Raw genomic sequence first — 24,912 nt, forward strand, 5'->3', positions numbered from 1 at the left:
TGTTTCCAATAAAGAGCCCTGAAGGTGATCCGAATGTCCAAGCTCCCGGATTTCGAGGCGTTGGCGATTTTCGCAAAAGTCGTGGAATTGCGGTCATTTGCGGCGGCCGCCACCGAGTTGGCGCTGTCCAAGGCCACGGTATCCAAGGCCGTCAGTCGGCTCGAGCAGCGGCTCGGCGCGCGGCTGTTCAACCGCACCTCGCGGCGGCTGGCGCTGACCGATGCCGGGCAAAGGCTCGCCGAGCGCGCCGCGCGGCTCTTGGCCGACGGCGAGGACGCCGAGAACGAGGCCTTGTCGCAATCGATGGCGCCGCGCGGATTGGTGCGGCTCGCGGTGCCGATGACGTTCGGCGTGAAAGCCGTTGCGCCGATCTTGCCGGAATTTCTCACAGCCTTCCCGGAAGTCTCGATCGACCTTCACCTGAGCGACGCGACGGTGGATCTGATCGGCGAGGGCTTCGATGCCGGCCTGCGCATCGCGCGCCTGCCGGACTCGTCGCTGATCGCGCGGCGGCTCTGCGCGATGCCACGCTACACGGTCGCGGCGCCGTCCTATCTCAAGCGCCATGGCAGGCCGACGCATCCGATGCATCTGGCGGAGCATAAATGCTTCGGCTACGCCTATCTCTCGACGGCCGGCGTCTGGCACTACACCAACGCGTCAGGCGAGCAGGCCAGCGTGCGGCCCGCCGGCCAGCTCCGCGTCAACAATGGCGAGGCGCTGTTGCCGTCCGTCATCGCCGGCCTCGGCATCGCGGATTTGCCGGACTTCATTATCGGCGACGCCATTGCCTCCGGCGAGGTGGAAGTGATCCTGAAAGGCTGGCACCAGCCCGAAGGCGCGGTGCACCTGGTGACGCCGCCCGGCGGCCCAAGGCCTGCGCGCGTCGAAGTGCTGGCGGAGTTTCTGGCCAAGCAGTTCTCAAAAGCGAAGAAGAGAAGACCATAAAGCGGCGAGGGGATCTGCTTTTACCCTCCCCTGGAGGGGGAGGGTCGACTCACATTGAGCAAAGCGAAATGTGAGACGAGGTGGGGTGATCTCTCAACTCGGGCACTGTTGGATGGGGAGAGACCGTCACCCCACCCCGCCGCTCATTGCATGAGCGTCGACCCTCCCCCTCCAGGGGAGGGTGGGGGCCTCCAGGGGAGGGTGAAGGGCAGGGCTATCGCAACGTGACCGGCTTCAGCTAGGCTCGCCTAATAACCAAAACAAAAAGCATCGGGGAGAAACTACCATGAACCGCCGCGAACTCCTGAAAGTCGCCGCCGCATTGCCGCTGGCGCACGCCGCGCTCTCCAACACCGTCTTCGCGCAAGGCCCATATCCCTCGCGCAACATCACCATGATCGTGCCGTTTCCGCCCGGCGGGCAGGCCGATCTCGCAGCGCGGCCGATCGCGCAGGCGCTGGAGCGGATCCTCGGTAAGCCTGTGATCGTCGACAACCGCGCCGGCGGCGGTGGTGGATCGGTCGGCAACGCGGCGGCGGCGCGTGCCGAGCCTGACGGGCACACACTATTGATGACGCTGTCTTCGCTTGCGGTGCTGCCGGAAGCCGACCGGTTGTTCGATCGTCCGGTGGCGTATGAAGTCTCGCAATTCGCGCCGATCGCGCGCGTGCTCGCCGATCCGACGCTGCTGGCGGTGCCGGCATCCGCGCCGTGGAAGACGCTGCAGGATTTCGTCGATGACGCTAAAAAGCGTCCCGGGCAAATTCCCTACGGCTCGTCCGGTCCCTACGGCACGCTGCACGTGGCGATGGAGATGTTTGCCGCGAGCGCCGGCATTAAATTGCTGCACGTGCCGTTCCGTGGCGCGGGGCCGGCGCTGACCGCACTCTTGAGCGGCACCGTGCAGGCAGTGGCATCGGCGCCGGGCACGCTGAAGCAACAGGTCGATGACGGCAAGATGCGCGTGCTCGCCAATTGGGGCTCCGAGCGCATCAAGAGTTTTCCCGATCTGCCTACCTTCAAGGAGCTCGGTTACAAGGATGTCGAGTTCTACATCTGGGCGGGACTGTTTGCGCAACGCGCATTGCCGGCGCCGATCACGACGCGGCTGCGCGAAGCGATGGCGGAAGCCGTGAAGGCGCCCGAGGTGGTCAAGACCTATGAGACCGCCGGCAGCCCGGTCGCCTACCTGGACGCGCCGGAATTTGCAAAATTCGTCGCGGAAGACAGCGCGCGGCTGGTCGCGGCGGTGAAGAAGATCGGCAAGGTGGAGTAGGGAACCCGCTTCACATTTTTTTGTTCGCACTAACGTCGCGTGGCCGCATTCATTCGACAGGCTTAGTGCCGTCGCCGCGCGGAGCTTCCGCGCCTGTGAAAATTGAAAAGAAGGGGACCTGTCCATGCAAACGCAGCGGATCGTCCTTGCACTCGCCCTCGCGATCGGCGGCGGAACTGGCGCAGCCGTTCCCGCTTTCTCGCAGGAATATCGCGGAACCTGGGAACAGCAGATGGCCTGCACGCCCGACGTCTGGCGGCTCTGCGGCGACCAGATCCCGGACGTCAACCGGATCGTGGCATGTTTGCGGCAGAACACGCCGCAGCTCTCCACCGGTTGCCGTGCGGTATTCCAATCGCAGGCCGACGCGCAGCAGCCGCCGCCACGCGGGCTGCAGCAAAACGCGCCGCGGGCCCGTGCCCCGCAGCCAGGACCGCCGCCGGCGGTACGGCCGCGGCCGATGCAGCCTCCGCCCTATTATGAGGAATACGATTAGGCCGCGGCTTCCGACGCAGGCCTGAGTTCGCAGACGTCGACCCATTCGGCCGACGTCAGTTCGGCCATCCGCGCTGGCGTGATCTTCACTGCGCTGTGGGTCGAGCCCGCGGCCGGCACCACCACGTCGAACGCCTGCAGCGACACGTCACAATAGATCGGCAGCGGCGTCTTCAGTCCGAACGGGCACACGCCGCCGACCTCATGACCGGTGATCTCGGCGACCTCGTCGAGCCCGAGCATCTTCGGCTTTACACCGAACAGTGCCTTCACTTTCTTGTTGTCCATCCGAGACGTGCCGGCGGCCACGATCAGCACCACGCGATCGCCGACCCGCAAGCTCAGCGTCTTGGCGATCCGCGCCGGCTCGACGCCGTAAGCCTCGGCGGCGAGCGCAACGGTAGCGGAGCTTATCTCGGATTCGATCACGGCAATATCAGGCGCCTTCTCGGCGAAGAAGGCGCGGACGGACTCAAGACTCATTTCAGGACCTTTGGGCAGACACCAGTGCGGGCAGTTCGGAGAGGCTGTGGATGCGATGATCGGGCTCAAATCCCAATTCATCCATCTGGGTGCGCAATATCTTGAACATCGTCAAGGGCGGCAGCGTCTCGCTTTCGAGGCAGGCCAGCGCCATCGCTTCCGGCGTCACCCGCTCGATCCAGGCGACGTTGAGCCCGAACGCCTTGGCGCCGCAGGCGTCCCAGGGGTTGGAGGAGATGAACAGCACCTCGGCGGGCGGCACCTGCAGCACCTCCTCGATCAGCGCATAGACCCCGGGGCTGGGCTTGAAGATCTTCTTCGCATCGACGCTGATGGTCGCATCGAGCACGCGCTCGAGCCCGCTGTTCTTCACCAGCGCGCCCAGCATACCGGGACTGCCGTTAGACAGGATCGCGAGCTTGCAATCCTTCATCGCCGACAGCGCCGCAAGCGCATCCGGATAGAGATCGAGATGCAGATATTTGTCGATGATGCGCGCGAAAGTCTCATCGTCATACTGCAGCCCGAGGCTGCGCAGCGTGTAGGCCAGTGAGTCGCGCGTGGCGACCGAGAAATCCTGATAGCGTCCCATCAGCGAGCGCAGCCAGGTGTATTCGAGCTGCTTGATGCGCCAGACCTGGGTGATGATTTCGCCATAGCCCGGAAACGCGTCCTCGGTGACGTCAGCCACCGACTGGACATCGTAAAGCGTGCCATAGGCATCGAAGACAACGGCTTTGATGGTCACTGCGTTGCATCCTCCCGCCGATCGTCGTCGTGTCGAGAAACTCCCCCGCCGATGATACTCCTTTAGATACCCAAAATCTTCCTTGCGTTGGCTTTCATCACCTTCGGCCTGATCTCCTCGCGGATCTCGAGCTTGGCGAAATCGGCCAGCCAGCGATCCGGCGTGATCACCGGCCAGTCCGAGCCGAACAGCATCTTGTCCTGCAAAATCGAGTTGATGTAGCGCACCAGGATCGGCGGAAAATATTTCGGCGACCAGCCGGAGAGGTCGATATAGACGTTCGGCTTGTGCGTCGCGACCGATAGCGCCTCTTCCTGCCACGGGAAGGAGGGATGCGCGAGGATGATCTTGAGGTCGGGGAAGTCAGCCGCGACATCGTCCATGTACATCGGGTTGGAATATTTTAAGCGCATCCCCATGCCGCCGGGCATGCCGGAACCTACGCCAGTCTGCCCGGTGTGAAACAATGCGATCGCGCCGCCGTCGTTGATCGCTTCGTAAAGCGGATAGGCCATGCGGTCGTTGGCGTAAAAGCCTTGCATGGTCGGATGGAATTTGAAGCCGCGGACGCCGTATTCCTCGATCAGCTTGCGCGCCTCGCGCACGCCTAACTTGCCCTTGTGCGGATCGATCGAGACGAACGGGATCAAAACATCGAGATGATCGGAGGCAACCTCCAGCATCTCGTAATTGTTGTAGCGGCGAAAGCCGGTCTCGCGCTCGGCATCGACCGGGAAGATCACGGCCGCGATGTTCTTCGAGCGGTAATAGGCCGCGGTCTCCGGCACGGTCGGCGGATGCTTGTGCGGCGATTTGAAGTATTCGGCCATGCGCTCCTGAAAATCGTCATAGCCGTCGTCGCCATGCAACCCGCAGGGCTCTTCCGCATGGGTGTGGATGTCGATCGCGACGACTTTCTCGATATCGGGCAGCTTGAGCTTGGGCATTTGAGTTTCCCGCCGGCTTGATTTTTGGGTCTGGAAAATTGATTATACTATATAACGAATTCCGCAAGGCGGCAGAACAAAAGACGGAAAATAAGGGAGCGCGGCATGGCCCAAACGCAGGCCTTCGAGACCGATTTCTGGAAAGACGCCAACTTGAGAAAGGTCTGGGACGACATCGTTCCCGGCGAGCCGCGCAAAACCATCCCCTACACGCTGACCAAAGAGGCGATCGAGCTGTACTGCAAATCGGTCGGCGAAAGTCATCCGATCTATTTCGACGAGGCCTATGCGAAGACCACGCGCTATGGGGGGCTGATCGCGCCGCCCTCGATCCACATCCTCTTGATGTTCTCCTGCACCCCGGCGGATGATTGGATGCGCTCGCCGGGCACCGTCAATGCCGGGCAATCCTGGAGCTACAACATTCCGGCGCGGCCTGGCGACGTCATCACCTTGCAGGCCCGCGCGCTCGACAAGTTCATCAAGCGCGAGCGGCTGTTCGTGGTGCACGACAACGTCTTCTTTAATCAGAAGGACGACGTAATCTGTTCCGGCCGCGGCTGGACGATTCGGCCGATCTGAGCGGGGAGGTTGCGATGACCACGACGTTCGAAAAGCTCAGAGCCGGCGATGCCATCGACGGTCCCGCCTTCGCGGTTAGCCGCGAGTCCATCCGACTGTTTTGCGACGCTTCGCTCGACTACAACCCGCTGCATCTCGACGACGAGTACATGAAGGGCAGTTTCGGCAAGACCAATTTCGGCGGCATCATCATGCACGGCATGAACAATTTTGGCCTGATCTCGCGCATGATCACCGACTGGGCGTACCCTGCAGGCGCGATCCAACGCCGGCTCGAGACGCGATGGGTCAAGCCGGTCAGGCCGGGCGATACCATCCAGCCCACCGGAATCATCAAGGCCAAGCAGGTGACCGAAAAATCCCGTTGGATAATGATCGACGTGGTGGTGAAGAACCAGACGGGTGAAAAGGTCGCGACCGGCGAGGCCCTGGTCGAGTTCCCGCGCGACCTGTTCTGCCAGTGAATCCGGAGAGTCTTCGGAAGGCCAGTCGATTCGGTACCGGTCGGAATGCCGGGCATCGATCTGCCCGCGTTAGGTCCGGAACGGGACAGATGGACCCGAAAACGGCGCATCTGGATTGACATCCGCGCCCGCGCTGCTTAGAAACCGCCCCGTCCCGGGCGGTTGGCCGCTTTTCGGGATTAATCCCATTTTGCCACTTTCGGGTAGCTCAGGTTCGGGCCTCCAACACGGCCTTTCAAAGCATCAGGATTGTCCCATGAAGGTCCGTAACTCCTTGAAATCGCTGCGCGGCCGCCACCGCAACAACCGTCTGGTCCGCCGCAAGGGCCGGGTCTACGTGATCAACAAGGTGCAGCGCCGCTTCAAGGCCCGCCAGGGTTAATCCTGGCGGCCCAGCCGGCTTTTTTCTTCGCTTCACGGGTCTTTGACGATCTGCTGCTTTGCGGCGCGATTTTGCGCGTCTAGACTTGCTCCATGGTTTTGAGATTCCCAGGCGCCCGTAACTGCCGGATCGTGGTCCTCGCCGCTGTCATGACGGCCGTGCCGGCCGCTGCGTTTGCCCAGAACGACCCCAGGGTCATTCCTCCACCGAAATCCGAGAAGAAGTTACCGGAAGCGCCGAGCAAGCTTCCGAAGGTTGGCGCGGATCGCACCCGTGGGCTGGATTTCCTGTTCGGCGCCCTGAAAGCTGCCCCCGATGAAGCCAGCGCCAAACACGTCGAGGCGCGGATCTGGGCGCAGTGGATGCAGACGCCGAGCGACACGGCTGCGCTGTTGATGCTGCGCGCCAAGGCCGCGATGGATGCGCAGAAGATCGACGTCGCGCTAAAACTGCTGGATTCTCTCGTCAAACTGCGTCCCGATTACGTCGAGGCATGGAATCGTCGCGCCACGCTGTATTACCTGAAGAACGACTACACCCGTTCGCTCGAGGACATCCGGCAGGTGCTGATCCGCGAGCCCCGGCATTTCGGCGCGCTCGCCGGGCTTGGCATGATCATGCAGGAGATCGGCGACGAAAAGCGCGCGCTGGAAGCGTTCCGCAAGGCGCTGGCCGTCAATCCGCATCTCGAGAAGGTGCCGGAACTGGTCAAGACGCTGACCGAAAAGGTCGAAGGCCGCGATATCTGAACTTTCGCGGCAACCAGGCCACCGCGAAAAGCTAGATCGTCACGAGCAATCCCCTCGTCGACGCCCAGGTCGGGCGGAAACATCTCATTCGGCACGCCGCCCGCAGAGACACCGGAAAATGAGCACCAACCAGAGTGCTCTTGAGCCGTTTGCGTCTTTGGAAGTCGGCTCACAAAGGACCTAGTGTACGGCGTTGCTGCCCCGGGCCAGACCGTCGAGGCCTACCGCCGCGTAGATTTGCGCCAACTCCGTCTCAAGCTGCTCGTTGACCCGCAGCAGCGCCTTGAGTGCGCCGCGGATGTCGCCATTGCAACTCGCTACGATCTGATCGATGGCGGCTTCGCTTGCGTCGGAAATCATGGGTAGTCCTCCGATGATACGCTGGAACAATTTGTAGTGAGCGCCCCTGTTCCTGTGGATGTTGGGTACAGTGCAAGCGCCTGGCTACCCCCCAATCAGGCACGCGCACACATGGCAAAAGTGGCAACGACACTGTACAAACTTGCTGATGACGTCAGTATGACCCCGCTATCCACAGGTTCGGCCCCCTGTGGACAGTCTCTAAAACCCGCGCCGGTCCGGGCCGTAGCTCGCTGGTGCAGAAAATCAGCCGGAAACTCTCGATGGTGGTGGTGATCCTAGTGGCGGCGCTGGCGGTGCTGGTGCTGGCCACGCAAGCCGGCGTTTTTCTCAGCGAACGGGCCCATCCGGCCCAGGGCCGGATGGTCGAGGTGGCGGGCGGAGCCCTGCATATCCTCGATATCGGTCCGCGCGATGCAGCGGGGCCGCCGGTCGTGATGCTGCACGGCGCCAGTTCCAATCTGGAAGTGATGCGGCAGCCGGTCGGGGAGCGGCTTGCCAGAAAGCACCGCGTGATCCTGATCGACCGTCCCGGGCATGGCTGGAGCACCCGCACGCGCCTTCAGGACTCCACGCCCGAAATTCAGGCCCGCATGATCGAGGAGGCGCTGGCCAAGCTCGGCGTCGGCCAGGCGATCTTTGTGGTGCATTCCTGGGCCGGCGCGTTGGGGGCGCGTATCGCGCTGGACTACCCGCAGGCTGTCGCCGGTTTGGTGATGCTCGCGCCGGTGGCCTATCCTTGGCCCGGCGGCGTCGGGCGCTACAACAAACTGATCGCCACGCCGGTGGTCGGCCCGCTGTTCGCCTACACCATCACGCTGCCGCTCGGAATGCTGCTGGCGGATTCGGGCGCGCGGGGCGTGTTCCTGCCGCAGACCATGCCGGATGGCTTTGTCAAAAACACCGCCACGCCGCTGTTGCTGCGGCCGCGCGAATTCATCGCCAATGCGCGCGATCTGGTGACGCTGAAAGCGGCGGTGGCCGAGCAGGCGCCGCGCTACGGCGAGATCAAGGCGCCCGTCACCATCATCACCGGCGACGCCGACAAGACGGTGTCGACCAACATCCACTCACGGCCGTTCGCTGCGGCCGCCCCGAACGTGAAACTGATCGTGCTGCCGGGCGTCGGTCACATGATCCAGAATGCGGTTCCCGATCTCGTCATTGCCGAAATCGAGGCGATGATCGGCGCGTTGCCGCCGAGTGTGGCGACCGCAGCGGCGCCTTGAGCGTGCGCGTGGCCTGACGGCATTGGATGAGATACGATCAACGCGCGCGGGATTCCGCTGCTCGTCCCGCGAGGGATGAAGCTTAAGAGTTGCGATATCGGGCAGCTTACGTTCGAGGGAGAGCCCCATGTACGCCGCCATTCGTCAGGGCAAGGCCAAGCCCGGCAAGGCCGAAGAGCTGACACGCAGAATCAAGGAGGGCGCGATTCCCGTCATCAGCGGCGTCGAGGGCTTCATGGGCTACTATGTGGTCTATGCGCCCGACGATACGGTGATCGCGATCAGCCTGTTCAACAACTATGCGGCCGCCGAGGAATCCAACAAGCGCGCGCTGGCGTGGATCGAACACGACCTGGCGCCGCTGTTGACCGGACCGGCCACCGCGATGGCCGGACCGGTGATCGTGCACACGCTGGCTTGAGGCTTGATGCGGCGAGCGCTGAGATCTCTCAATCAGAGCCGGGCTGCATTCTCACCCTCCCCTGGAGGGGCAGGGTCGGCTCACATGGAGCGTAGCGAGATGTGAGACGGGGTGGGGTGATCTCTCCACTCAGGCACTGTTGGGCGTGGAGAGACCGTCACCCCACCCCGCCGCTCATTACATGAGCATCGACCCTCCCCCTCCAGGGGAGGGTAAGAGGCCCAGCTCTCACTTCTGCTTCCCGTCCTTGTCGAACGAGGAGACATAGGCCCAGAGGTCGCCGGCTTCTTTCTCGTTCTTGATGCCGGCGAAGATCATCTTGGTGCCGGGAATCTTCGCCTTTGGATCCTTGATGTATTCGAGGAACACATCCTTGCCCCAGGTGATGCCGGAATTCTTGTTGGCTTCCGAATAGGCATAACCTTCGATGGTGCCGGACTTGCGGCCATCGAGCCCGTTCAGTACCGGGCCGACCTTGTTCTTGGCGCCCTCGCCGATCGCATGGCAGGCTAGGCATTTATTGAACGAGGTCTTGCCCGCGGCTGCGTCCTGCGCCAGCGCGCCCGATGACGCGGCCAATGAGGTAACGACGACCAGCGCGCTCAAAGTCGATATTTTCATGTGGTGCTCTTCGTTTCTTCCCAGAGAGGCGGATTTCTTGTGGCAGGCCCGCTTGGATTGGACAAGCCACGAAACTTTGACAGGTTTCACCATTGCCGACTTGTCCCAGAGAGAACTGATCGTTTGAGGCGTGGCAATCCGACCTTCGGATAGCCTACCCAAACCTTGGCAGACGTGCTTGATTTACCACCACAAATCGTTATTCGCCGGGCCTGGAGGATTCGCATGGCCATCATGATGCCGGCTTCCGATCAGGCGGTTCTGGAACGCCGGGATGCCATCGTTGCCGCTCTTCGCACGATCGTGCCGGGTGAGGGCGTGATCGACAGTGCGGCCGAGATGCTGGCCTATGAGTCCGATGGTCTCACCGCCTACCGGCAGCCGCCGATGGTCGTGGTGCTGCCCGATACCACGGAGCAGGTATCCAGGATTCTCAAATACTGCTTCGAACAGGGCATCAAGGTGGTGCCGCGCGGCTCCGGCACGTCACTGTCAGGCGGCGCTCTGCCGCTCGTGGACGGCGTGCTGCTGGGCTTGGGCAAGTTCAAACGCATCCGCGAGATTGATTTCGATAACCGCGTGGTGGTCACCGAACCCGGCGTCACCAACCTCGCCATCAGCCAGGCGGTGGCGCATGCCGGTTTCTATTACGCGCCCGATCCCTCCTCGCAGATCGCCTGCTCGATCGGCGGCAATGTCGCGGAGAATTCCGGCGGCGTGCATTGCCTGAAATACGGTATGACCACCAACAACGTGCTGGGCTGCGAGATCGTGCTGATGTCCGGCGAGATCCTGCGCATCGGCGGCAAGGCCGCCGAAAATTCCGGCTACGATTTGATGGGCATCATCACCGGCTCGGAGGGCCTGCTCGGCGTCATCACCGAGATCACGGTGCGAATCCTGCAGAAGCCGGAGACGGCCCGCGCCCTGATGGTCGGCTTTGCCGAGGTCGAGGCCGCCGGCGAATGCGTGGCACGGATCATCGGCGCCGGCATCATCCCCGGCGGCATGGAAATGATGGACAAGCCGGCGATCCACGCCGCCGAGGCTTTTGTTCACGCCGGCTATCCGCTCGATGTCGAGGCGCTTCTGATCATCGAGCTCGATGGTCCGAGCGTCGAGGTCGACGAATTGATCAAGCGGGTCGAGGCAATCGCGCAAGGCTGCGGCTCGACGAGCTGCCAGATTTCGACGTCGGAGGCCGAGCGCAATCTGTTCTGGGCCGGCCGCAAGGCGGCGTTTCCGGCGGTGGGGCGGATATCGCCGGACTATCTCTGCATGGACGGCACGATTCCGCGCGGTGCGCTGCCGAAGGCGCTCGCGCGCATCCGCGACCTCTCGGCGAAATACGATCTGCGCGTCGCCAATGTGTTTCACGCCGGCGACGGCAATCTGCACCCCTTGATCCTTTACGACGCCAACAAGCCTGGCGAGATCGAGCGGGCGGAAGCCTTCGGCGCCGACATCCTGCGGGCCTGCGTCGAATTCGGCGGCGTGCTCACCGGCGAGCATGGCGTCGGCATCGAGAAGCGCGATTTGATGGGCGAGATGTTTTCCGAAATCGACCTCAACCAGCAGCAGCGCCTGAAATGCGCCTTCGACGCGCAGGGCCTGCTCAACCCCGGAAAAGTGTTTCCGACGCTGCATCGCTGCGCCGAACTCGGCCGCATGCACGTGCGCGCCGGCAGACTGGCGTTTCCGGACATTCCGAGATTTTAGTGATGAATCTCGAACTTGTGCGCACACCGGAGCGGTTCTGTTACGAGCACCACCCGTGCGGCTCACCCCTCTCCCCAACCTCGAGAGCGAGCTTTGCTCGCCTCGGACCCCGCAAGGGGGGAGGGAGCCTGATGAGCGCGCTCACCTCACTTTGCCTCACAGCGCCAGCGTCCTGTGAGCGAGCAGGAGTATCGCGACTCGTCAGGGACGCACGGGTGGATGGGCTCCCTCCCCCCTCGCGGGGTCCGAGGCGAGCAAAGCTCGCTCTCGAGGTTGGGGAGAGGGGTAAGCCCCGGGCGCTGACCGGAGAGAGGCAGCGACTCTGTATCAGCAAACCGCAGGCGACGATCGGCACGATAAGCCGCGGTCCCGCCATGTGTGCAATGTGCAATTCAGGTGCGCCGTGGACACGCTAAGAGTACGTGACGCCAAGGAGGTCGAGGAGGTGGTGCGGGCGGCGATCGCCGGCGAGCAGCCGCTTGAGATCGTCGGCCATGGCACCAAGCGTGGCATCGGCCAGCCGATGGCGACCAATGCCGTGCTCGATGTGTCGGCGCTGAACGCCGTCAGCGCCTATGAGCCGAACGAACTGATCATCACGGTGCAGGCCGGCGCCCCGCTCGCTGACGTGCAGTCGCTGATCGATTCCAAGAACCAGCAATTCGCCTTCGAGCCGATCGATACGTCGGCACTGACAGGCGTATCCGGCAACGGCACCATTGGAGGCATGATCGGCTCAGGTCTCGCCGGTCCGCGCCGCATCAAGGCCGGCGGCGCCCGCGATCACCTGCTGGGCGCGCATGCGGTGTCCGGCTTCGGCGACAGCTTCAAGACCGGCGGACGGGTGGTGAAGAACGTCACCGGCTACGATCTCTGCAAGCTCCTGACGGGGTCGTGGGGCACGCTGGCGGTCATGACCGAAGTCACGCTGAAGGTGATGCCGAAGCCTGAGAGCGAGCGCACGCTGGTGCTCGCAGGCCTCGACGACGTGGCCGCGAACCGGGCGATGACCGCAGCAGTCGGCTCGCCGTTTGACGTCTCGGGCGCGGCGCACCTGCCGAATTCGGCGTTCCGCCCTGCGACCGGCGCGCTTGCGGATTTTGCCTCTCAGGGGCAGGCGGTCACGCTATTGCGGCTTGAAGGCATCGCAGCTTCGGTCGCGGATCGCGCCACTTCGCTGGGCAAAACGCTTGCGCCGTTCGGGTCGGTGGAAATGCTTGAGGACGCTGCCTCGGCAACGCTCTGGAACGCGATCCGCGACGTCGAACCTTTCGCCGCAAGCGGCGCGCTCGGCGCCTGGCCGGTGTGGCGGATCGTGTGTCCGCCGGCATCCGGCGGCGCGCTCGGGCAGGCGCTGGCGCGCGAGACCGGGGGTGACGTGATCTATGATTGGGGCGGCGGCCTGATCTGGGCGGCCTTGCCGCCCAAGCCGGACGCGCTAACCGCGATGGTGCGTCAGCGCGTCGAGGCGGCCGGCGGCCACGCCTCGCTGATCCGCGCGTCCGAAGAGACCAGGCAAAATGTCGACGTTTTCCATCCGCAATCCGGCGGCATCGCCGCGCTGAGCGAGCGCGTGCGCCACAGCTTCGATCCGAAGATCATCCTCAACCGCGGCCGGATGGTGAGGGTATCTGTGTCATGAAAACCGAATTCTCACTGGCCCAGCTCGCCGATCCCGATATCGCCGAAGCCGACAAGATCCTGCGTGCCTGCGTGCATTGCGGCTTCTGCACCGCGACCTGTCCGACTTACGTCCTGCTCGGCGACGAGCTCGATAGCCCGCGCGGGCGCATCTACCTGATCAAGGAGATGTTGGAAAAGGACCGCCCGCCGACGGCGGAGGTGGTCAAGCATATCGACCGCTGCCTTTCCTGCCTGGCCTGCATGACGACCTGTCCGTCCGGCGTGCATTACATGCACCTGGTCGATCAGGCGCGGGTCCGGATCGAGCGCGACTATGCGCGGCCGTTGACCGAGCGGGCCTTGCGCGCGGTGCTGGCGCTGGTGCTGCCGCGGCCAGAGCTGTTTCGCGCCAGCATGATCATGGCGCGGCTCGCCCGCCCGTTCGCGGCCCTGCTGCCGGCGAAGGCGGCCGCGACCCCCGGCCTGATGCGGCGAATCAAGGCGATGCTGGCGCTCGCGCCGAAACGTCTTCCGCCGCCGGGCCCCTCGGGCGGCAGCGTGTTTCCGGCCCAGGGCGAGAAGCGCGGGCGGGTCGCCCTATTGCAGGGCTGTGCCCAGCAGGTGCTGGCGCCGCGCATCAACCAGGCGGCCATCAATCTCCTGACGCGCCACGGCATCGAGGTCGTCCTGGTCAGGGACGAGCAATGCTGCGGCGCGCTCACCCATCACCTCGGGCAGGACGGCGACGCGCTGGCGCGGGCCCGCGCCAACATCACGCTGTGGAAAAAGGAGGCGGAACAAGGCGGCCTCGATGCCATCCTGATCACGGCGTCGGGCTGCGGCACGGTCATCAAGGACTATGGTTTCATGCTGCGCGAGGATCGCGATTTCGCTGGCCCCGCAGCGCAAATCTCTGCGCTGGCAAAGGATATCACCGAGTATCTTGCCGGCATCGCGCTCACGCCATCGAGCCAGAAAGGCGACGTGACGGTGGCCTATCACTCGGCCTGTTCGCTGCAGCATGGACAGAAAATCACAGCCCTTCCGAAAGAATTGCTTTCCAAGAATGGATTCGTGGTGAAAGATGTACCTGAGAGCCATTTGTGTTGCGGTTCGGCGGGGACCTACAACATTCTCCAGCCTGACATTGCGAGCAGGTTGCGCGATCGAAAGGTCGCCAACATTGCGACAGTCAAACCGGACATGATCGCTGCGGGCAATATTGGGTGCATGGTGCAAATTGCCGGCGGTACGTCAGTTCCTGTGGTGCACACGATTGAGCTTCTCGATTGGGCGACGGGAGGTCCCAGGCCAGGATTGAATTGATCGATCGGCCCTTGGGCATGATCCGGAAGGCCTGCTCCGCGGCTCGACAGCGGATCGGCATCCGGTTTTCCTCGGGGCAGGCGCGCGCTAAGCGTCTCGCCCGGAGATCATGCCCAGACAAGGATGGAGCGGGAGGGCACTTCGAAGAAGTGTCGCCCCGGTCTAGCCTGCGGACTATCGAAGCGCTCGACAGCATGGACAAGCGCAACAGGAGGACCACGATGGCGAAGAAGAGTAAGAAGGCGAAGAAGGCTAAAAAGGCCAAGAAGGCCGTAGCGGCGAAGAAGAAGTCCGCCAGGAAGTCGGCGAAGAAGGCTGCCAAGAAATCAGCGAAGAAGGGCGCCAAGAAGTCGGCGAAGAAATCCGCCAAGAAGGCGGCCAAGAAGGCCGCACCGAAAAAGGCTGCAAAGAAGAGCCCGGCCAAGAAAAGGAAGGCGGCTGCCAAGCCCGCCGCTCCCCAGCCGCAGCCGGCGATGACAGAGCCCGAACCGGCGCCTGCGCCGAGCTGGGCTTCTCCGGAGCCGTCCAACCCGTCATGGGGATCGGGCTCCTCCAACGGCGGCGATCAGCACTAGCTCGCTCGCCGAGACCGGATATTTCGAGAGGCCGCAGCGTCCCACCCGCTGCGGCCTTTTCGTTGGGACTGCCGAAAGGACTGATTCGTAAGAGCCGCTCTCCGGTGTGTCACCGGTGCCGCCTTTTTCCGGGTGCATACGCCGGTGGACAATCCGGGAACCCCTAAAATTGTTGTGAGAATGCAACACACGCCCAGAACATTTCTGGAAATGGCCTAAACGCCTAAAAAGGCGGCACGTGCTTGACTTTTTTGCTTCACGACCATGACGCTGCGGCCCACTCTGTGACCGCGTTAAGACATTTGGCCGCAGTCGGTTATCGCTTTGCCCGGGGGGCGCCGGAGCTGGACTGTCAAGAAGGGTGATGGGGATCGATATGAAGAAAGTGGCTTTGTTAGCAACGGCGCTGGCAATGGTGTCCGGTTCGGCTCTCGCCGCGGATCTGCGGGTGAAGGCCGTCAAGGCGCCGCCGCCGGTCGCGTTCGATCCCTGGGATATCGCCTTCGGCGCCGGGATCACCAACGACTACATCTTCCGCGGCATCACCCAGTCCAATCACAAGCCCTCGGTCAACGCCTATTTCGAGCCGCGCTACAACGTCACCAAGGACCTCCAGCTCTATGTTGGCTTGGGTGCCGCGAGCATCTCGTTCCCGAACCGCGCGGCCGCTGAAGTCGACGCTTACGGCGGTGTCCGCGCGACGTTTGGTGCTTTCGCTGTCGACGTCGGTGCCTGGGGCTACCTCTATCCGGGTGGCACCTGCCACTACGGTGCGGCAACTGACACTGCCGGCGTCCCGCTCAGCCTCGAATGCCAGACGAATGCTCTGCTCAACGGCAACGTCATCAAAAAGGACCTCAGCTTCTTCGAGGTCTATGGCAAGGTGAACTACACCTTCAACGACAACTTCTCGCTGGGCGGCAATGTCTATTATACGCCGAGCTTCCTCAACACCGGCGCCGAAGGCACCTACGCTTCGATCGTCGGCAAGGCGATCGCGCCGAGCGCCTGGTTCGGCGCCAGCGGCATCGGCATGTATGTGTCGGGTGAATTCGGCCGTCAGTGGCTCGGTACCTCCGACTCCTTCTACGGCGTGGCTGCGTTCCCGAACGGCATCAACTATGCCGATTACAACACCTGGAACATCGGCATTGGCTTCACCTACAAGGTGTTCACGCTGGACTTCCGTTACTCCGACACCAACCTGTCGCAGGGTGATTGTAACGCCTTCACGAGCGACCATACCGCGACGTTCAACGGTAGCTTCACGCCAATCAATCCGACTGGCGTTGGCTCCAAGTGGTGCGGCGCTGCCGGTATCGTCAAACTGTCGGCTGACCTGACCGCGATGACCAACCTGAAGTAAGATCTTCCTGTCGAAGACGAGGGGGCGGCAGAGCGATCTGCCGCCCCTTTTCTTTTGGGTAGCGCAGATGAAACGGGATTGGCGGCGCGCGGCGTATCGGGCGATCTCCCGCAACGATCACCGCAACGTTCTGGCCGGCGCGGTCGCGGGCCTCGGCGGCGCGATTGCCATCGGCGTCATGGAGTGGTTTTCGTTCGCCGCGCATTATCCGCTCGCGGTGATTCCGTTCGCCACCTCGATCGTGCTGGTGATCGGATCGCTTGACGTGGCGCCGGCGCAGCCGCGCGCCCTGATCGGCGGTCACGTGGTGTCGGCCCTGGTCGGCCTGATCGTGCTGAAGCTGACGGGACCGCAGGCCTGGGCAGCGGCCGCCGCCGTCGGCCTTTCGATTCTGGCGATGTACGTCACCGGGACCTTTCACCCGCCGGCAGGCATCAACCCGCTGCTGGTGGTCTCAGGCAATCTGCCCTGGACGTTCCTGCTCGCGCCGGTGGTGGCCGGCGCGCTGCTGTTGACCGCGTTCTCCTACATCTGGCACCGCTGGGTGCGCCGCCAGCCATGGCCGCGGCGCTGGCTGTAGGGAAGGGACGATGCCGCACTACGGCTACGACGCCGCGGCGCTCTTGCTGTCCTGCAGCGCGAATCCGTCTCCCGCTCGGGCAAGCACGACATTGCGATCATGGAAGACGTCGAGCGTCGAACGATGGCCGATCGAGACGATGGTGGTCGCCGGCAATTTGGCCTCGAGCAGGCGATACAGCGCCGCCTCCGAAGGTTCGTCGAGCGACGCCGTCGCCTCGTCGAGGAACAGGTACTGCGGCACATGCAACAGCGCCCGTGCCAATCCAAGCCGCTGCTGCTCACCGAGCGACAGCGTCCGATTCCAGTGCCCGTGTTCATCGAGTTGCGACGCGAGCTTCGGCAGCCCGACCAATTCGAGTGTCTGGCTGATCTGCGCAGGCGTGAACGCGCCTTCCTTGGCCGGATATTCAACCGCCGCCCGTAGCGTCCCGGTCGGGAAATACGGCCGCTGCGGCAGCATCATCAATGTCGCCCCGGCAGGCACGGCGATCGAGCCAGAGCCGAACGGCCAGATGCCGGCGATGGCGCGGAACAGCGTGGATTTGCCGGAGCCGGACGGGCCGGTAACCAGCGTGCGCTCGCCTCTGCGCAAGCTGAATCCATCTGTGTTCAACAGCGGCGTTCCGTTCGGCAGACGCAGTGCCAATCCCTTGAGGTCGATGGCGCCTTCGCCCGCCTTGACCACGTGAATTCGCTCGCTGCGGGTTGCCAGTTCGCCCGCCGCCACGATCCCCGCCTCAAACCCGTCGAGGCGGTTGACCACGGCCTGCCATTCGGCAAGCTGACGATAGATGGAGATGAAGAACGACAGCGCGCCCTGCACGTTCGAAAACGCCGATGCGGTTTGCATCATGCCGCCGAGCTGAATCTTCTCGGCGAAATAGGCCGGTGCCACCAGTACATAGGGAAAGACCACGGAAGCCTGATTGTAGCTCGCCGTGAACGCCGTTATCTTCTTGGTCCGGCTCATGATGGCGAGCCAGTTCTCCACCACGCGTCCGAAGCGAACGAGCAGGCGCTCACGCTCGGCCTGCTCGCCGCGCAGCAGCGCGATCTGCTCGGAATTTTCGCGCACGCGCACCAGGTTGAAGCGAAAATCTGCTTCATATTGCTGCTGCCGGAAATCGAGGCCCACCAGCGGCCAGCCGATCAGGTGGGTCAGGATGGTGCCGAGCACCGAGTAGATCAATGCGCCCCAGACAAGGTAGCCGGGAATTGCATATTCCTGGCCGAACAGGTGCAGCGGTGCGGCGTTCGAAAGTGCCCAGAGTATGGCGACAAAGGATACCAGCGTAACAATCGAGTTCAGCAATCCCAGGCCAATGTTGAGCGTGCGATCGACGAACAGCTTGACGTCGTCGGTCATGCGCTGGTCGGGGTTGTCGGCCGCGTCCCCCTGAAGCTGCATCCGGTAGTGGTTGGCCTGACGTAGCCAGTCACCGAGATATTGCGCGGTCATCCAGTGCCGCCAGCGGATTTGCAGCCATTGATTGAGATAGAGCTGATAGACCGCCAGCACGACAAAGATGGTGACCACGACGCAGAAATAGATGATCTCGCTGACGAAGGAGTCCCAGTTGCGATCCTGCAGCGCGTTGTAGAAGCGGGCGTTCCACTGAGTGATCAGGACGTTGATGGCGACGATGGCAAGCTCGATGGCGATCACCGCGGCCAGCAAGCCGCGGCCGGCCCATTTGTCCTCGGAACGGAAATAGGGGGCGGAGATGCGCCACACCGTGGCGAGTGTCGAGCGGAGGTTTTTCACAGGATTGCCGTCTCCGGGATGGGGCTTAAGGCCCTGAAGGAATGGAGGAATCAGGCTCTACTACTAGGTTATGGATTTCGCCTGCCTGCGGCGGCTTGTCGCACCCTCGGCTAGACCCTAGCATGGCTGTGAGGGCGAGGGGCAGCGGCCATCGAACCTTCGCGAGGTTGTGAGCGTTGGCGGTGCCAGGGCTGCCCAACCCCGCTTTTCCAAGTTGTTCCCGCCAATCGCTCAACCCATGCCCGGCCACCCACGCTGGCGGGCCAACAACAATGTCGGGAGAACCGCAATGTGGGATCAAATCTATAATCCGCTTGGCAACACGGCATTGTCGACGATCGCCGCCGCCGTGCCTGTCGTCACGCTGTTGGTGCTGATTGCCAGTGGCAAGGTCAAGGCGCATCTCGCGGCCATCATTGCGCTGATCGCAGCCAACATCATCACGATAGGCATCTTCACCATGCCCGCCGGCATGTCGATCCGCGCCTCGTTGCTTGGCGTCGTGGTCGGCTTCTTCCCGATCGGCTGGATCGTTCTCAACGTCATCTTTCTGTATCGCATCACGGTCGAGACCGGGCGGTTCGAACTGCTGCAGCGGGCGATCGGCGGCGTCACCACCGACCGCAGGCTGCAGCTCCTGTTGATCGCGTTCGCGTTCGGCGCCTTCTTCGAAGGCGCCTCCGGCTTCGGCACGCCGGTCGCGATCACCGGCGCCGTCCTGATCGGGCTCGGCTTCTCGCCGCTGGCGGCCTCCGGCCTCTCGCTGATCGCCAACACCGCGCCGGTCGCCTACGGCGCACTGGGTACGCCGATCCAGGGGCTGGCGTCGGTGACCGGCCTCGATCCCTACGTGCTCGGCGCCATGGTCGGCCGGCAGTTGCCGTTCTTCTCGCTGATCGTCCCGTTCTGGCTGATCTGGGCGTTTGCAGGCTGGCGCGGCATGGTGGCGATCTGGCCGGCCATTCTCGTCACCGGCGTCTCCTTCGCAGTCCCGCAGTTCGTGATCTCGAACTTCATCAATCCCTGGATCGTCGATATCGGCGCCTCGCTGATCTCGATGGGCTGCCTGATCCTGTTCCTCAAAGTGTGGCAACCGCGCGAACTCTGGACGTCGCCCGCATTGCGCGGCCACGATGAATCGGCAGCGACCATGGCGCCGGCCAAGCCGCTGAATACGGCCAAGCTCAGCCAGGCGCAGCTCTGGAGCGCGCTGCTGCCGTGGATCATCGTCTGCGTCGTCATGCTGATCTGGGGCAGCGGCATGTTCAAGAACTGGGCGAATTCGATCTTCGTCTGGAAGTATCAGGTGCCCGAGCTGCACAACATGATCAACAAGGTGCCGCCGGTCGCCGCCAAGCCGACGCCGGAGGCCGCATTGTTCGACTTCACCTATCTGTCGTTCACCGGCACCGGCATGCTGATCGCCGCAATCATTTCAGGCTTCCTGATGGGCTTCTCGCCGGCGAAGATGATCGCCGAATACGGCCGCACCATCAGGCTGTGCGCGATCTCGCTGATCACGATCTCGGCGATGCTGGCCATCGGCACGCTGACGCGGCTCTCCGGCGTCGACGCCACGCTAGGCCTCGCCTTTGCCGCGACCGGCGTGCTCTATCCGTTCTTCGGCACGCTGCTCGGCTGGCTCGGCGTGGCGCTGACGGGATCTGATACCGCGTCCAACGTGCTGTTCGGCAATCTGCAGAAGATCACCTCCGAACAGCTCGGCCTGTCGCCGGTGCTGATGGCCGCCGCCAACTCGTCCGGCGGCGTCATGGGCAAGATGATCGACGCGCAATCGATTGTCGTCGCCTCGACCGCGACCAACTGGTACGGCCACGAAGGCTCGATCCTTCGCTACGTCTTCCTGCATTCGATCGTGCTGGCCTGCCTCGTCGGCATGCTGGTAACGCTGCAGGCCTACGTCTATCCGTTCACGATGATGGTGCTGAAATAGGCGCTATCGACTCTCTCGCCAAAAATCCCCGCTGGCCGTCGCCCGCGGGGATTTTTTGTCGCGCGGCGCTGTCTTCGGACGGTCTAGCCAACGGCTCACTTGTCCAATAGAACGGCGCGCGGCGGTAGGGTCTGGAATTTTTTCGAGAGGTGGCATGATTTCATTCGCACGCACGGCCCGGGCAGGCGCCGCTTCGCTCTTGCTGATCGCGACGGTCCTGGCCTTCAGCCCGGCGCGCGCCGATGACGGCTTTCCGTTCGGGACGGAAATGCAGCTCGATGTCGGCCGCCAGCCCGGATCCAAGCGGATTCCCAATCTCGAGATCGGCGACAAGGGCGAGGTGGTCCTGGAACTCTGGTGCAAGGGCGGTAAGGGCCAGTTTTCGGTCGCTGGCAATACCGTGATCTTCGTTCCCGGCGCGATGGAGAACCGCACTTGTCCGCCGGATCACGCGCAGCAGGATGATGAGCTGATTGCAGCGCTCGCCGAGGCCGGCACCTGGAAGCGGCAGGGCGATTTCGTATCGTTCATCGGCGCAAAGACGCTGCGCTTCCGCATCAACACGAACTAAATCGGAACTTCGGTCAGGGCGTCGCGATCAGGCCGCTGGCGGTGGCAACAACCCAGCGTCCGCCCCAGCGCACGATCGATTCGACGCGTCCGATTCCGGGAATGGTGTCGCCGCGTGCGGCCATCCTGATACCGTCGGGGCCTTCGAGAACGGCAGTGCCATCCCGAACATCGACAACCGTCCAGCCGGAAATGGTGGTCGGCTTGGTTTCCGGCGCCGCCACCAAAGGCTGCGGCCGCATCGCAATCGGCGAGGCGCTCGCATTTGCCTGGGAAGTCGGGCCCGCAGACGGACGTGCACCGGCCGACAACACGGCGGACGGCTTGGGAATGCTTCCGACGATGGCGGGCGAGTCTGAGGTGGATGCGGTCTTCCGGGTGCCTTCAACCTTGCCGCTCGACCGTGTTTCAGCCATGCGCGGCGCGGGTGCTTCCTTCTGCGCAACGGCTTCAAGGCCGAGCGTGCCTGCCAACTCGGGCCAACTCAGGCCACCGGCCCATCCCAACCCAAAGCTTGCCGCCACGGCCGCGGTGACCAGCAACACGTTGCGCGCCCGGTCGCGAAATGACTCCCGCACCACCAATACGTCATCGCGATCGGGCACGAGAAAATCCCACGAACCCGCCGGCTGCTCCGGCCCTCGGCCGTCAACCACATTCCCCGACAAGATGCTTTCAACGGTACTCGGCTCGCGGTCTTGCATGGTGTGACCCAGGTTCAGCTAGCCGATGATGTTCCTTTAAACTGAATCGAGTCTTAACAACCTGGCAATCGAACTGCTGCAGCGAGCTCGGTTGACAGGAAAGATGTTCGTCTGGGTCATTGGCGTCGAACCGTACCACGCGAAGGACCCAAAGCGGACACCGAGCCTATTAAGTCAGCATCTCTGACGTGTGGTTCGCCCTTCGCTGATGATGTAGTTTTTCTGGTGTGACGCACGCAACATTGTGGCGCGAGGCTTCACTCCAGTCCCCATAACTGACCGCCCATTGCGATTTGCGTCTCTTGCTGCATACAGCTTGGGAGGAACTCGCATGAAAAAGTTGCTGCTAACGGCGACCGGCTTGATTGCGCTCTCCATTCCGGCAATGGCCCAAAATACCGAGGTCCGGGTGATGCCCGATACGCTCACCTGGAAGGATAATCCAGCCTTTCCGAAGGGCGTTCAGATTGCGACCCTGGTCGGTGATCCGACGAAAGCGGGCGAGGTTGTTGTCTTGCGCATCAAGTTTCCACCTAACTTCCAGATGCCTCCGCATACGCATCCCTATTCCGAAGTTGTTACAGTCATAAGCGGTGACGTCGGCAGCAGCCATGGTGAAAAATTCGAAAAGAAGGGTGATCTCCTGAAGCCAGGCGCGCTATGGGTGTACCCCGCAAGACACCCGCACTACGCCTGGACCGGAAACGAGGAAGGGATACTTCAAGTCCAATTTATCGGCCCTGGTGGCATCGATTACATCAATCCGGCTGACGATCCGCGCAAACAGTAGCCGCTTGCATTGCAAGAGGCCGTCTCAAGCGGACACTTGCCTGCACGGTATTCACAAGGGAGGATGTCATGCAATCTTCTCCAAAATTGGCGAGCGCAGCACTTGCCCTGTGCATGGTGGTGTTGTCGTTTGGCTCCAGTGCCTTGGCCGAGCCGAAAGCGGAAGTGGCGGCGGCGACCTCGGGATGGGGCCAGGCTCTTGGCGAAGGCGATCCCGAAAAGGTGTTGCCGCTCTATTCGGACGATGCCGTGCTCTGGGGCACACTGTCGCCGACCGTGCGCTCCGACCGGGCGGCGCTACGAGACTATTTCGTGGGCGCCTTCAAGGTTCTGCCCAGCCTCAAGGTCACCTTCGGCGATCAACTCATCCGCGTGTACGGGAATGCAGCAGTCAATACTGGCTACTACACGTTTTCTTATGTGAAGGATGGCGAGACGAAGACCTTGCCCGCGCGCTACAGCTTCACCTATGTCAAGAACGGCCAGCGTTGGCTGATCGTCGACCACCATTCCTCGGCCATGCCATCAACCTCGAGGTAGCTGGCTAAATCATCGTTACTTCCACACCGACCTGTCGGCATCCCAGCGCTGGCCCTTGAACTCCTTGGCCAGCGCTTCGAGCGAGCCGTTGTCGTCCTTCGGCTCGCCGCCTTCCTCGTCGCCGGTGGATTCTTCCGATAAATGCAGTTTTGGGCCGGCGCCTTCATCTGCGGTCGTGATCACCGGGCTCGAGATCCACAGCATGAGCCGATCGGTGGCGCCTGGTTTGTCCGGCGAGACCAGCGCGGTGACCTCGACAGTTTCGGTCAGCGCGAGCGCGGGATAGATCGGGCTCGGCCGCTTGAAGCTCAGCGTCAGTTTCCCGGTGTTGGCGTCCCACTCGGTGCCTGCGGGCTTGGCGGTGAGCGTTTTCGCGAGCACGCCTGAAATGGCGGACGCGATCTTGTCCCTGTTGATCTTGTCGCCGTCGCGCCACTCGGCTGCGGCAAAGCGGATGGTGCGGTCCATTTCGATGCTGCCACTGGTCCATCCCGCGGCGACCACGCCGGGCATCGACTTCGCCTTCGCAATCAGCGCTGCGGCGCGCTCCGGATCGACCGTCAGATTGATGGTCTGCTCGCCGGCGCGCAGCGCATCGCAGGAGATCGAAAGGCTGGAGAGCCCGACTTCGACGGCCTCGCCCTTCAGGCTTTTCAGAAAATCCAGCGCGGCGTCGAGCTTGACCCGCACGCCGATCGCTTCCGGCGAGACGTCGGTAAAATCCTTCGGCGCCGGCGTGATGCCGTCGTCGCTGGTCTGGTTGTCCAGAAATTCCTTCTCGCTGAGATCGGAATTGTCGGTCGAGGTCACTTCGGTCACGGTCTGGCCGATGCTGATCTGGCCGCGGAACTCGAAGGTGTCGCCGACAGGCTTGCGCACCAGCTTGACGGTAACCGGCAGCTTGTCACCGAGGCTCTGCGTGGAGCCGGTCAGGTTCTGGCCGCTGACGGCGAGGTTGGCGACGAAGCGGTCCTTGCGGTCCGCACCCTTCGCGGCGGGGTAGCAGACGTCGAGGGTAGCGGCGGTAACGTTCTTGCCCTGACGGGTTTCCTTCAGAATGACATCGGCATTGCCGTCCATCAGCCCGTCGATCGCGGTGAAATAGCGCGTCTCGGTAGCACCGGGCGCGGTCTTGGGCTGCAGTTTCATCTGGGCGAAGGCGAGGTCCGAAGCGGCCGTGACAACCGCCAGGAGCAACAGAGCGGCGCAGAGAAAAAATCGCATGCGAACGGCCTCGTTATGGCGGGGGGTGAATGCGTTCACTTTTCCAGAACTAGCCCGGATTCGCGACTTAATTTTTGCCCCGCATTTCCCGTCTAACCGCCGGATCTGGCGGCGGCCGTTTTTTCGCCGAAATAGAAGCCGGTCACGGCGCCCACCAGGCCGACGAGAGGTGTGAGAACCAACTCGATCACGACCCGAATGGCCTTCAGTTCGTTAGTTTCCGGCGTGCAACTATTCGCGACGTGGCAGCCATAAATTGTGATTAGGCCAGTCACGACGACCGCCGCGACCACACCGACTAATGTCCACACCAGCCAAAGCGCAATAGTGCCGCGAATGTTCTCGCGGTCGGGCGTCGGATCGTAGGGCTTCTCGATGATTTGACCTGCGGTAGCAGGTACACTTGCTGTACGTCCTGTAGTTGTTGCCCCAAGCGTATTCAGATCCTGCACGTCAGACATCGGTGCCCC

General features: G+C 62.8%; 28 protein-coding genes. 19 read left to right on the forward strand and 9 right to left on the reverse strand.

All coding sequences use genetic code 11. The features are described 5' to 3' along the window. Window positions 1–33 precede the first annotated feature (33 nt). The 3 genes from V1290_RS24190 to V1290_RS24200 all read left to right on the forward strand — a co-directional run bounded on the left by V1290_RS24190 (window position 34) and on the right by V1290_RS24200 (window position 2,720). A complete protein-coding gene (locus tag V1290_RS24190) occupies window positions 34–948 on the forward strand; it encodes a LysR family transcriptional regulator (protein ID WP_334366693.1) in 915 nt (304 codons plus the stop codon). 286 nt (window positions 949–1,234) lie between these two features. Next, window positions 1,235–2,224, forward strand: a complete 990-nt coding sequence (locus V1290_RS24195) for a tripartite tricarboxylate transporter substrate binding protein (protein ID WP_334366694.1) — start codon at window positions 1,235–1,237, stop codon at window positions 2,222–2,224. A 124-nt stretch (window positions 2,225–2,348) separates the two neighbouring features. Then, window positions 2,349–2,720, forward strand: coding sequence for a hypothetical protein (locus V1290_RS24200; protein ID WP_334366695.1), 372 nt, complete (start codon window positions 2,349–2,351; stop codon window positions 2,718–2,720). Here V1290_RS24200 and V1290_RS24205 read toward each other — a convergent pair. The 3 genes from V1290_RS24205 to V1290_RS24215 form a co-directional block, all read right to left on the reverse strand. Continuing rightward, window positions 2,717–3,202 (reverse strand): YbaK/EbsC family protein, encoded by a 486-nt coding sequence (locus tag V1290_RS24205; protein ID WP_334366696.1) that lies wholly within the window; start codon window positions 3,200–3,202, stop codon window positions 2,717–2,719. The genes V1290_RS24200 and V1290_RS24205 overlap by 4 nt on opposite strands. Before the next feature lies 1 nt (window position 3,203). Next, the gene (locus tag V1290_RS24210) at window positions 3,204–3,950 is read right to left on the reverse strand and encodes a haloacid dehalogenase type II (RefSeq protein WP_334366697.1); all 747 of its coding nucleotides are present in this window, start codon (window positions 3,948–3,950) and stop codon (window positions 3,204–3,206) included. A 62-nt stretch (window positions 3,951–4,012) separates the two neighbouring features. Beyond that, a complete protein-coding gene (locus tag V1290_RS24215; protein ID WP_057838072.1) occupies window positions 4,013–4,897 on the reverse strand; it encodes an amidohydrolase family protein in 885 nt (294 codons plus the stop codon). A 105-nt stretch (window positions 4,898–5,002) separates the two neighbouring features. On the opposite strand from V1290_RS24215, the gene V1290_RS24220 reads away from it, so the two are divergent. The 4 genes from V1290_RS24220 (at window position 5,003) to V1290_RS24235 (ending at window position 7,074) form a co-directional block, all read left to right on the forward strand. Beyond that, entirely contained in the window at window positions 5,003–5,479 is a 477-nt protein-coding gene (locus V1290_RS24220) for a MaoC family dehydratase (RefSeq protein WP_334366698.1), read from the forward strand. 14 nt (window positions 5,480–5,493) lie between these two features. Continuing rightward, on the forward strand, window positions 5,494–5,943 hold the full coding sequence (locus V1290_RS24225; protein WP_334366699.1) for a MaoC family dehydratase: 450 nt from the start codon (window positions 5,494–5,496) through the stop codon (window positions 5,941–5,943). 256 nt (window positions 5,944–6,199) lie between these two features. After that, entirely contained in the window at window positions 6,200–6,325 is a 126-nt protein-coding gene (gene ykgO / locus V1290_RS24230; protein ID WP_002718645.1) for a type B 50S ribosomal protein L36, read from the forward strand. A 149-nt stretch (window positions 6,326–6,474) separates the two neighbouring features. Further along, window positions 6,475–7,074, forward strand: coding sequence for a tetratricopeptide repeat protein (locus V1290_RS24235; RefSeq protein WP_442893803.1), 600 nt, complete (start codon window positions 6,475–6,477; stop codon window positions 7,072–7,074). 180 nt (window positions 7,075–7,254) lie between these two features. Here V1290_RS24235 and V1290_RS24240 read toward each other — a convergent pair whose 3' ends face one another. After that, window positions 7,255–7,434, reverse strand: coding sequence for a hypothetical protein (locus V1290_RS24240; protein WP_028351545.1), 180 nt, complete (start codon window positions 7,432–7,434; stop codon window positions 7,255–7,257). A gap of 263 nt (window positions 7,435–7,697) precedes the next feature. On the opposite strand from V1290_RS24240, the gene V1290_RS24245 reads away from it, so the two are divergent. Continuing rightward, on the forward strand, window positions 7,698–8,663 hold the full coding sequence (locus V1290_RS24245) for an alpha/beta fold hydrolase (RefSeq protein ID WP_334366700.1): 966 nt from the start codon (window positions 7,698–7,700) through the stop codon (window positions 8,661–8,663). 127 nt (window positions 8,664–8,790) lie between these two features. Further along, a complete protein-coding gene (locus V1290_RS24250) occupies window positions 8,791–9,084 on the forward strand; it encodes an antibiotic biosynthesis monooxygenase (protein ID WP_334366701.1) in 294 nt (97 codons plus the stop codon). 228 nt (window positions 9,085–9,312) lie between these two features. Here the strand turns inward: V1290_RS24250 and cycA are convergent, their stop codons facing one another. Next, window positions 9,313–9,705 carry a cytochrome c-550 CycA gene (cycA, locus tag V1290_RS24255; protein WP_334366702.1) on the reverse strand — a complete coding sequence of 131 codons (393 nt, stop codon included), beginning with the start codon at window positions 9,703–9,705 and terminating at the stop codon, window positions 9,313–9,315. Window positions 9,706–9,930: 225 nt separating this feature from the next. Here cycA and V1290_RS24260 point away from each other — a divergent pair, with 225 nt between their 5' ends. From V1290_RS24260 to V1290_RS24285, 6 genes are all read left to right on the forward strand, one after another. Further along, complete coding sequence (locus V1290_RS24260; protein ID WP_334366703.1) at window positions 9,931–11,424, forward strand: FAD-linked oxidase C-terminal domain-containing protein; 1,494 nt, start codon at window positions 9,931–9,933, stop codon at window positions 11,422–11,424. 403 nt (window positions 11,425–11,827) lie between these two features. Then, entirely contained in the window at window positions 11,828–13,066 is a 1,239-nt protein-coding gene (locus V1290_RS24265) for an FAD-binding protein (protein WP_334366704.1), read from the forward strand. Beyond that, entirely contained in the window at window positions 13,063–14,373 is a 1,311-nt protein-coding gene (gene glcF, locus V1290_RS24270; RefSeq protein ID WP_334366705.1) for a glycolate oxidase subunit GlcF, read from the forward strand. The genes V1290_RS24265 and glcF overlap by 4 nt, the downstream gene beginning before the upstream one ends. Before the next feature lie 221 nt (window positions 14,374–14,594). Beyond that, entirely contained in the window at window positions 14,595–14,948 is a 354-nt protein-coding gene (locus V1290_RS24275; protein WP_334366706.1) for a histone, read from the forward strand. Window positions 14,949–15,324: 376 nt separating this feature from the next. Further along, complete coding sequence (locus V1290_RS24280) at window positions 15,325–16,314, forward strand: TorF family putative porin (protein WP_334366707.1); 990 nt, start codon at window positions 15,325–15,327, stop codon at window positions 16,312–16,314. Window positions 16,315–16,381: 67 nt separating this feature from the next. Next, the gene (locus tag V1290_RS24285; RefSeq protein WP_334366708.1) at window positions 16,382–16,894 is read left to right on the forward strand and encodes an HPP family protein; all 513 of its coding nucleotides are present in this window, start codon (window positions 16,382–16,384) and stop codon (window positions 16,892–16,894) included. Window positions 16,895–16,918: 24 nt separating this feature from the next. Here V1290_RS24285 and V1290_RS24290 read toward each other — a convergent pair whose 3' ends face one another. After that, window positions 16,919–18,661: an ABC transporter ATP-binding protein/permease gene (locus V1290_RS24290; RefSeq protein ID WP_334366709.1), complete on the reverse strand. Its 1,743-nt coding sequence runs from the start codon at window positions 18,659–18,661 to the stop codon at window positions 16,919–16,921. Window positions 18,662–18,950: 289 nt separating this feature from the next. Between V1290_RS24290 and V1290_RS24295 the strand changes: the two genes are divergently transcribed. Both V1290_RS24295 and V1290_RS24300 read left to right on the forward strand, forming a co-directional pair. Next, a complete protein-coding gene (locus tag V1290_RS24295; RefSeq protein ID WP_334366710.1) occupies window positions 18,951–20,615 on the forward strand; it encodes an L-lactate permease in 1,665 nt (554 codons plus the stop codon). A 154-nt stretch (window positions 20,616–20,769) separates the two neighbouring features. Continuing rightward, a complete protein-coding gene (locus V1290_RS24300; protein WP_334366711.1) occupies window positions 20,770–21,186 on the forward strand; it encodes an META domain-containing protein in 417 nt (138 codons plus the stop codon). A 13-nt stretch (window positions 21,187–21,199) separates the two neighbouring features. Here V1290_RS24300 and V1290_RS24305 read toward each other — a convergent pair whose 3' ends face one another. Beyond that, window positions 21,200–21,790: a hypothetical protein gene (locus V1290_RS24305; protein WP_334366712.1), complete on the reverse strand. Its 591-nt coding sequence runs from the start codon at window positions 21,788–21,790 to the stop codon at window positions 21,200–21,202. 430 nt (window positions 21,791–22,220) lie between these two features. Between V1290_RS24305 and V1290_RS24310 the strand changes: the two genes are divergently transcribed. Together V1290_RS24310 and V1290_RS24315 are read left to right on the forward strand one after the other, a co-directional pair. Further along, window positions 22,221–22,679 (forward strand): cupin domain-containing protein, encoded by a 459-nt coding sequence (locus V1290_RS24310; RefSeq protein ID WP_334366713.1) that lies wholly within the window; start codon window positions 22,221–22,223, stop codon window positions 22,677–22,679. 68 nt (window positions 22,680–22,747) lie between these two features. Beyond that, entirely contained in the window at window positions 22,748–23,218 is a 471-nt protein-coding gene (locus tag V1290_RS24315) for an SgcJ/EcaC family oxidoreductase (protein ID WP_334366714.1), read from the forward strand. Between the two features lie 15 nt (window positions 23,219–23,233). Here the strand turns inward: V1290_RS24315 and V1290_RS24320 are convergent, their stop codons facing one another. Continuing rightward, on the reverse strand, window positions 23,234–24,442 hold the full coding sequence (locus V1290_RS24320; protein WP_334366715.1) for a hypothetical protein: 1,209 nt from the start codon (window positions 24,440–24,442) through the stop codon (window positions 23,234–23,236). A gap of 92 nt (window positions 24,443–24,534) precedes the next feature. Next, window positions 24,535–24,903 carry a hypothetical protein gene (locus tag V1290_RS24325; RefSeq protein ID WP_334366716.1) on the reverse strand — a complete coding sequence of 123 codons (369 nt, stop codon included), beginning with the start codon at window positions 24,901–24,903 and terminating at the stop codon, window positions 24,535–24,537. Window positions 24,904–24,912 lie beyond the last annotated feature (9 nt).

Source organism: Bradyrhizobium sp. AZCC 1578, assembly GCF_036924675.1.
GTDB lineage: Bacteria > Pseudomonadota > Alphaproteobacteria > Rhizobiales > Xanthobacteraceae > Bradyrhizobium.

Bases quoted from the DNA above. Each gene is read 5' to 3' on its own strand.
- V1290_RS24190 (WP_334366693.1), top strand. From the start codon at position 34: ATGTCCAAGCTCCCGGATTTCGAGGCGTTGGCGATTTTCGCAAAAGTC.
- V1290_RS24195 (WP_334366694.1), top strand. From the start codon at position 1,235: ATGAACCGCCGCGAACTCCTGAAAGTCGCCGCCGCATTGCCGCTGGCG.
- V1290_RS24200 (WP_334366695.1), top strand. From the start codon at position 2,349: ATGCAAACGCAGCGGATCGTCCTTGCACTCGCCCTCGCGATCGGCGGC.
- V1290_RS24205 (WP_334366696.1), bottom strand. From the start codon at position 3,202: ATGAGTCTTGAGTCCGTCCGCGCCTTCTTCGCCGAGAAGGCGCCTGAT.
- V1290_RS24215 (WP_057838072.1), bottom strand. From the start codon at position 4,897: ATGCCCAAGCTCAAGCTGCCCGATATCGAGAAAGTCGTCGCGATCGAC.
- V1290_RS24220 (WP_334366698.1), top strand. From the start codon at position 5,003: ATGGCCCAAACGCAGGCCTTCGAGACCGATTTCTGGAAAGACGCCAAC.
- V1290_RS24225 (WP_334366699.1), top strand. From the start codon at position 5,494: ATGACCACGACGTTCGAAAAGCTCAGAGCCGGCGATGCCATCGACGGT.
- ykgO (WP_002718645.1), top strand. From the start codon at position 6,200: ATGAAGGTCCGTAACTCCTTGAAATCGCTGCGCGGCCGCCACCGCAAC.
- V1290_RS24235 (WP_442893803.1), top strand. From the start codon at position 6,475: ATGACGGCCGTGCCGGCCGCTGCGTTTGCCCAGAACGACCCCAGGGTC.
- V1290_RS24240 (WP_028351545.1), bottom strand. From the start codon at position 7,434: ATGATTTCCGACGCAAGCGAAGCCGCCATCGATCAGATCGTAGCGAGT.
- V1290_RS24245 (WP_334366700.1), top strand. From the start codon at position 7,698: ATGGTGGTGGTGATCCTAGTGGCGGCGCTGGCGGTGCTGGTGCTGGCC.
- V1290_RS24250 (WP_334366701.1), top strand. From the start codon at position 8,791: ATGTACGCCGCCATTCGTCAGGGCAAGGCCAAGCCCGGCAAGGCCGAA.
- cycA (WP_334366702.1), bottom strand. From the start codon at position 9,705: ATGAAAATATCGACTTTGAGCGCGCTGGTCGTCGTTACCTCATTGGCC.
- V1290_RS24260 (WP_334366703.1), top strand. From the start codon at position 9,931: ATGGCCATCATGATGCCGGCTTCCGATCAGGCGGTTCTGGAACGCCGG.
- glcF (WP_334366705.1), top strand. From the start codon at position 13,063: ATGAAAACCGAATTCTCACTGGCCCAGCTCGCCGATCCCGATATCGCC.
- V1290_RS24275 (WP_334366706.1), top strand. From the start codon at position 14,595: ATGGCGAAGAAGAGTAAGAAGGCGAAGAAGGCTAAAAAGGCCAAGAAG.
- V1290_RS24280 (WP_334366707.1), top strand. From the start codon at position 15,325: ATGAAGAAAGTGGCTTTGTTAGCAACGGCGCTGGCAATGGTGTCCGGT.
- V1290_RS24285 (WP_334366708.1), top strand. From the start codon at position 16,382: ATGAAACGGGATTGGCGGCGCGCGGCGTATCGGGCGATCTCCCGCAAC.
- V1290_RS24295 (WP_334366710.1), top strand. From the start codon at position 18,951: ATGTGGGATCAAATCTATAATCCGCTTGGCAACACGGCATTGTCGACG.
- V1290_RS24300 (WP_334366711.1), top strand. From the start codon at position 20,770: ATGATTTCATTCGCACGCACGGCCCGGGCAGGCGCCGCTTCGCTCTTG.
- V1290_RS24310 (WP_334366713.1), top strand. From the start codon at position 22,221: ATGAAAAAGTTGCTGCTAACGGCGACCGGCTTGATTGCGCTCTCCATT.
- V1290_RS24315 (WP_334366714.1), top strand. From the start codon at position 22,748: ATGCAATCTTCTCCAAAATTGGCGAGCGCAGCACTTGCCCTGTGCATG.
- V1290_RS24320 (WP_334366715.1), bottom strand. From the start codon at position 24,442: ATGCGATTTTTTCTCTGCGCCGCTCTGTTGCTCCTGGCGGTTGTCACG.
- V1290_RS24325 (WP_334366716.1), bottom strand. From the start codon at position 24,903: ATGTCTGACGTGCAGGATCTGAATACGCTTGGGGCAACAACTACAGGA.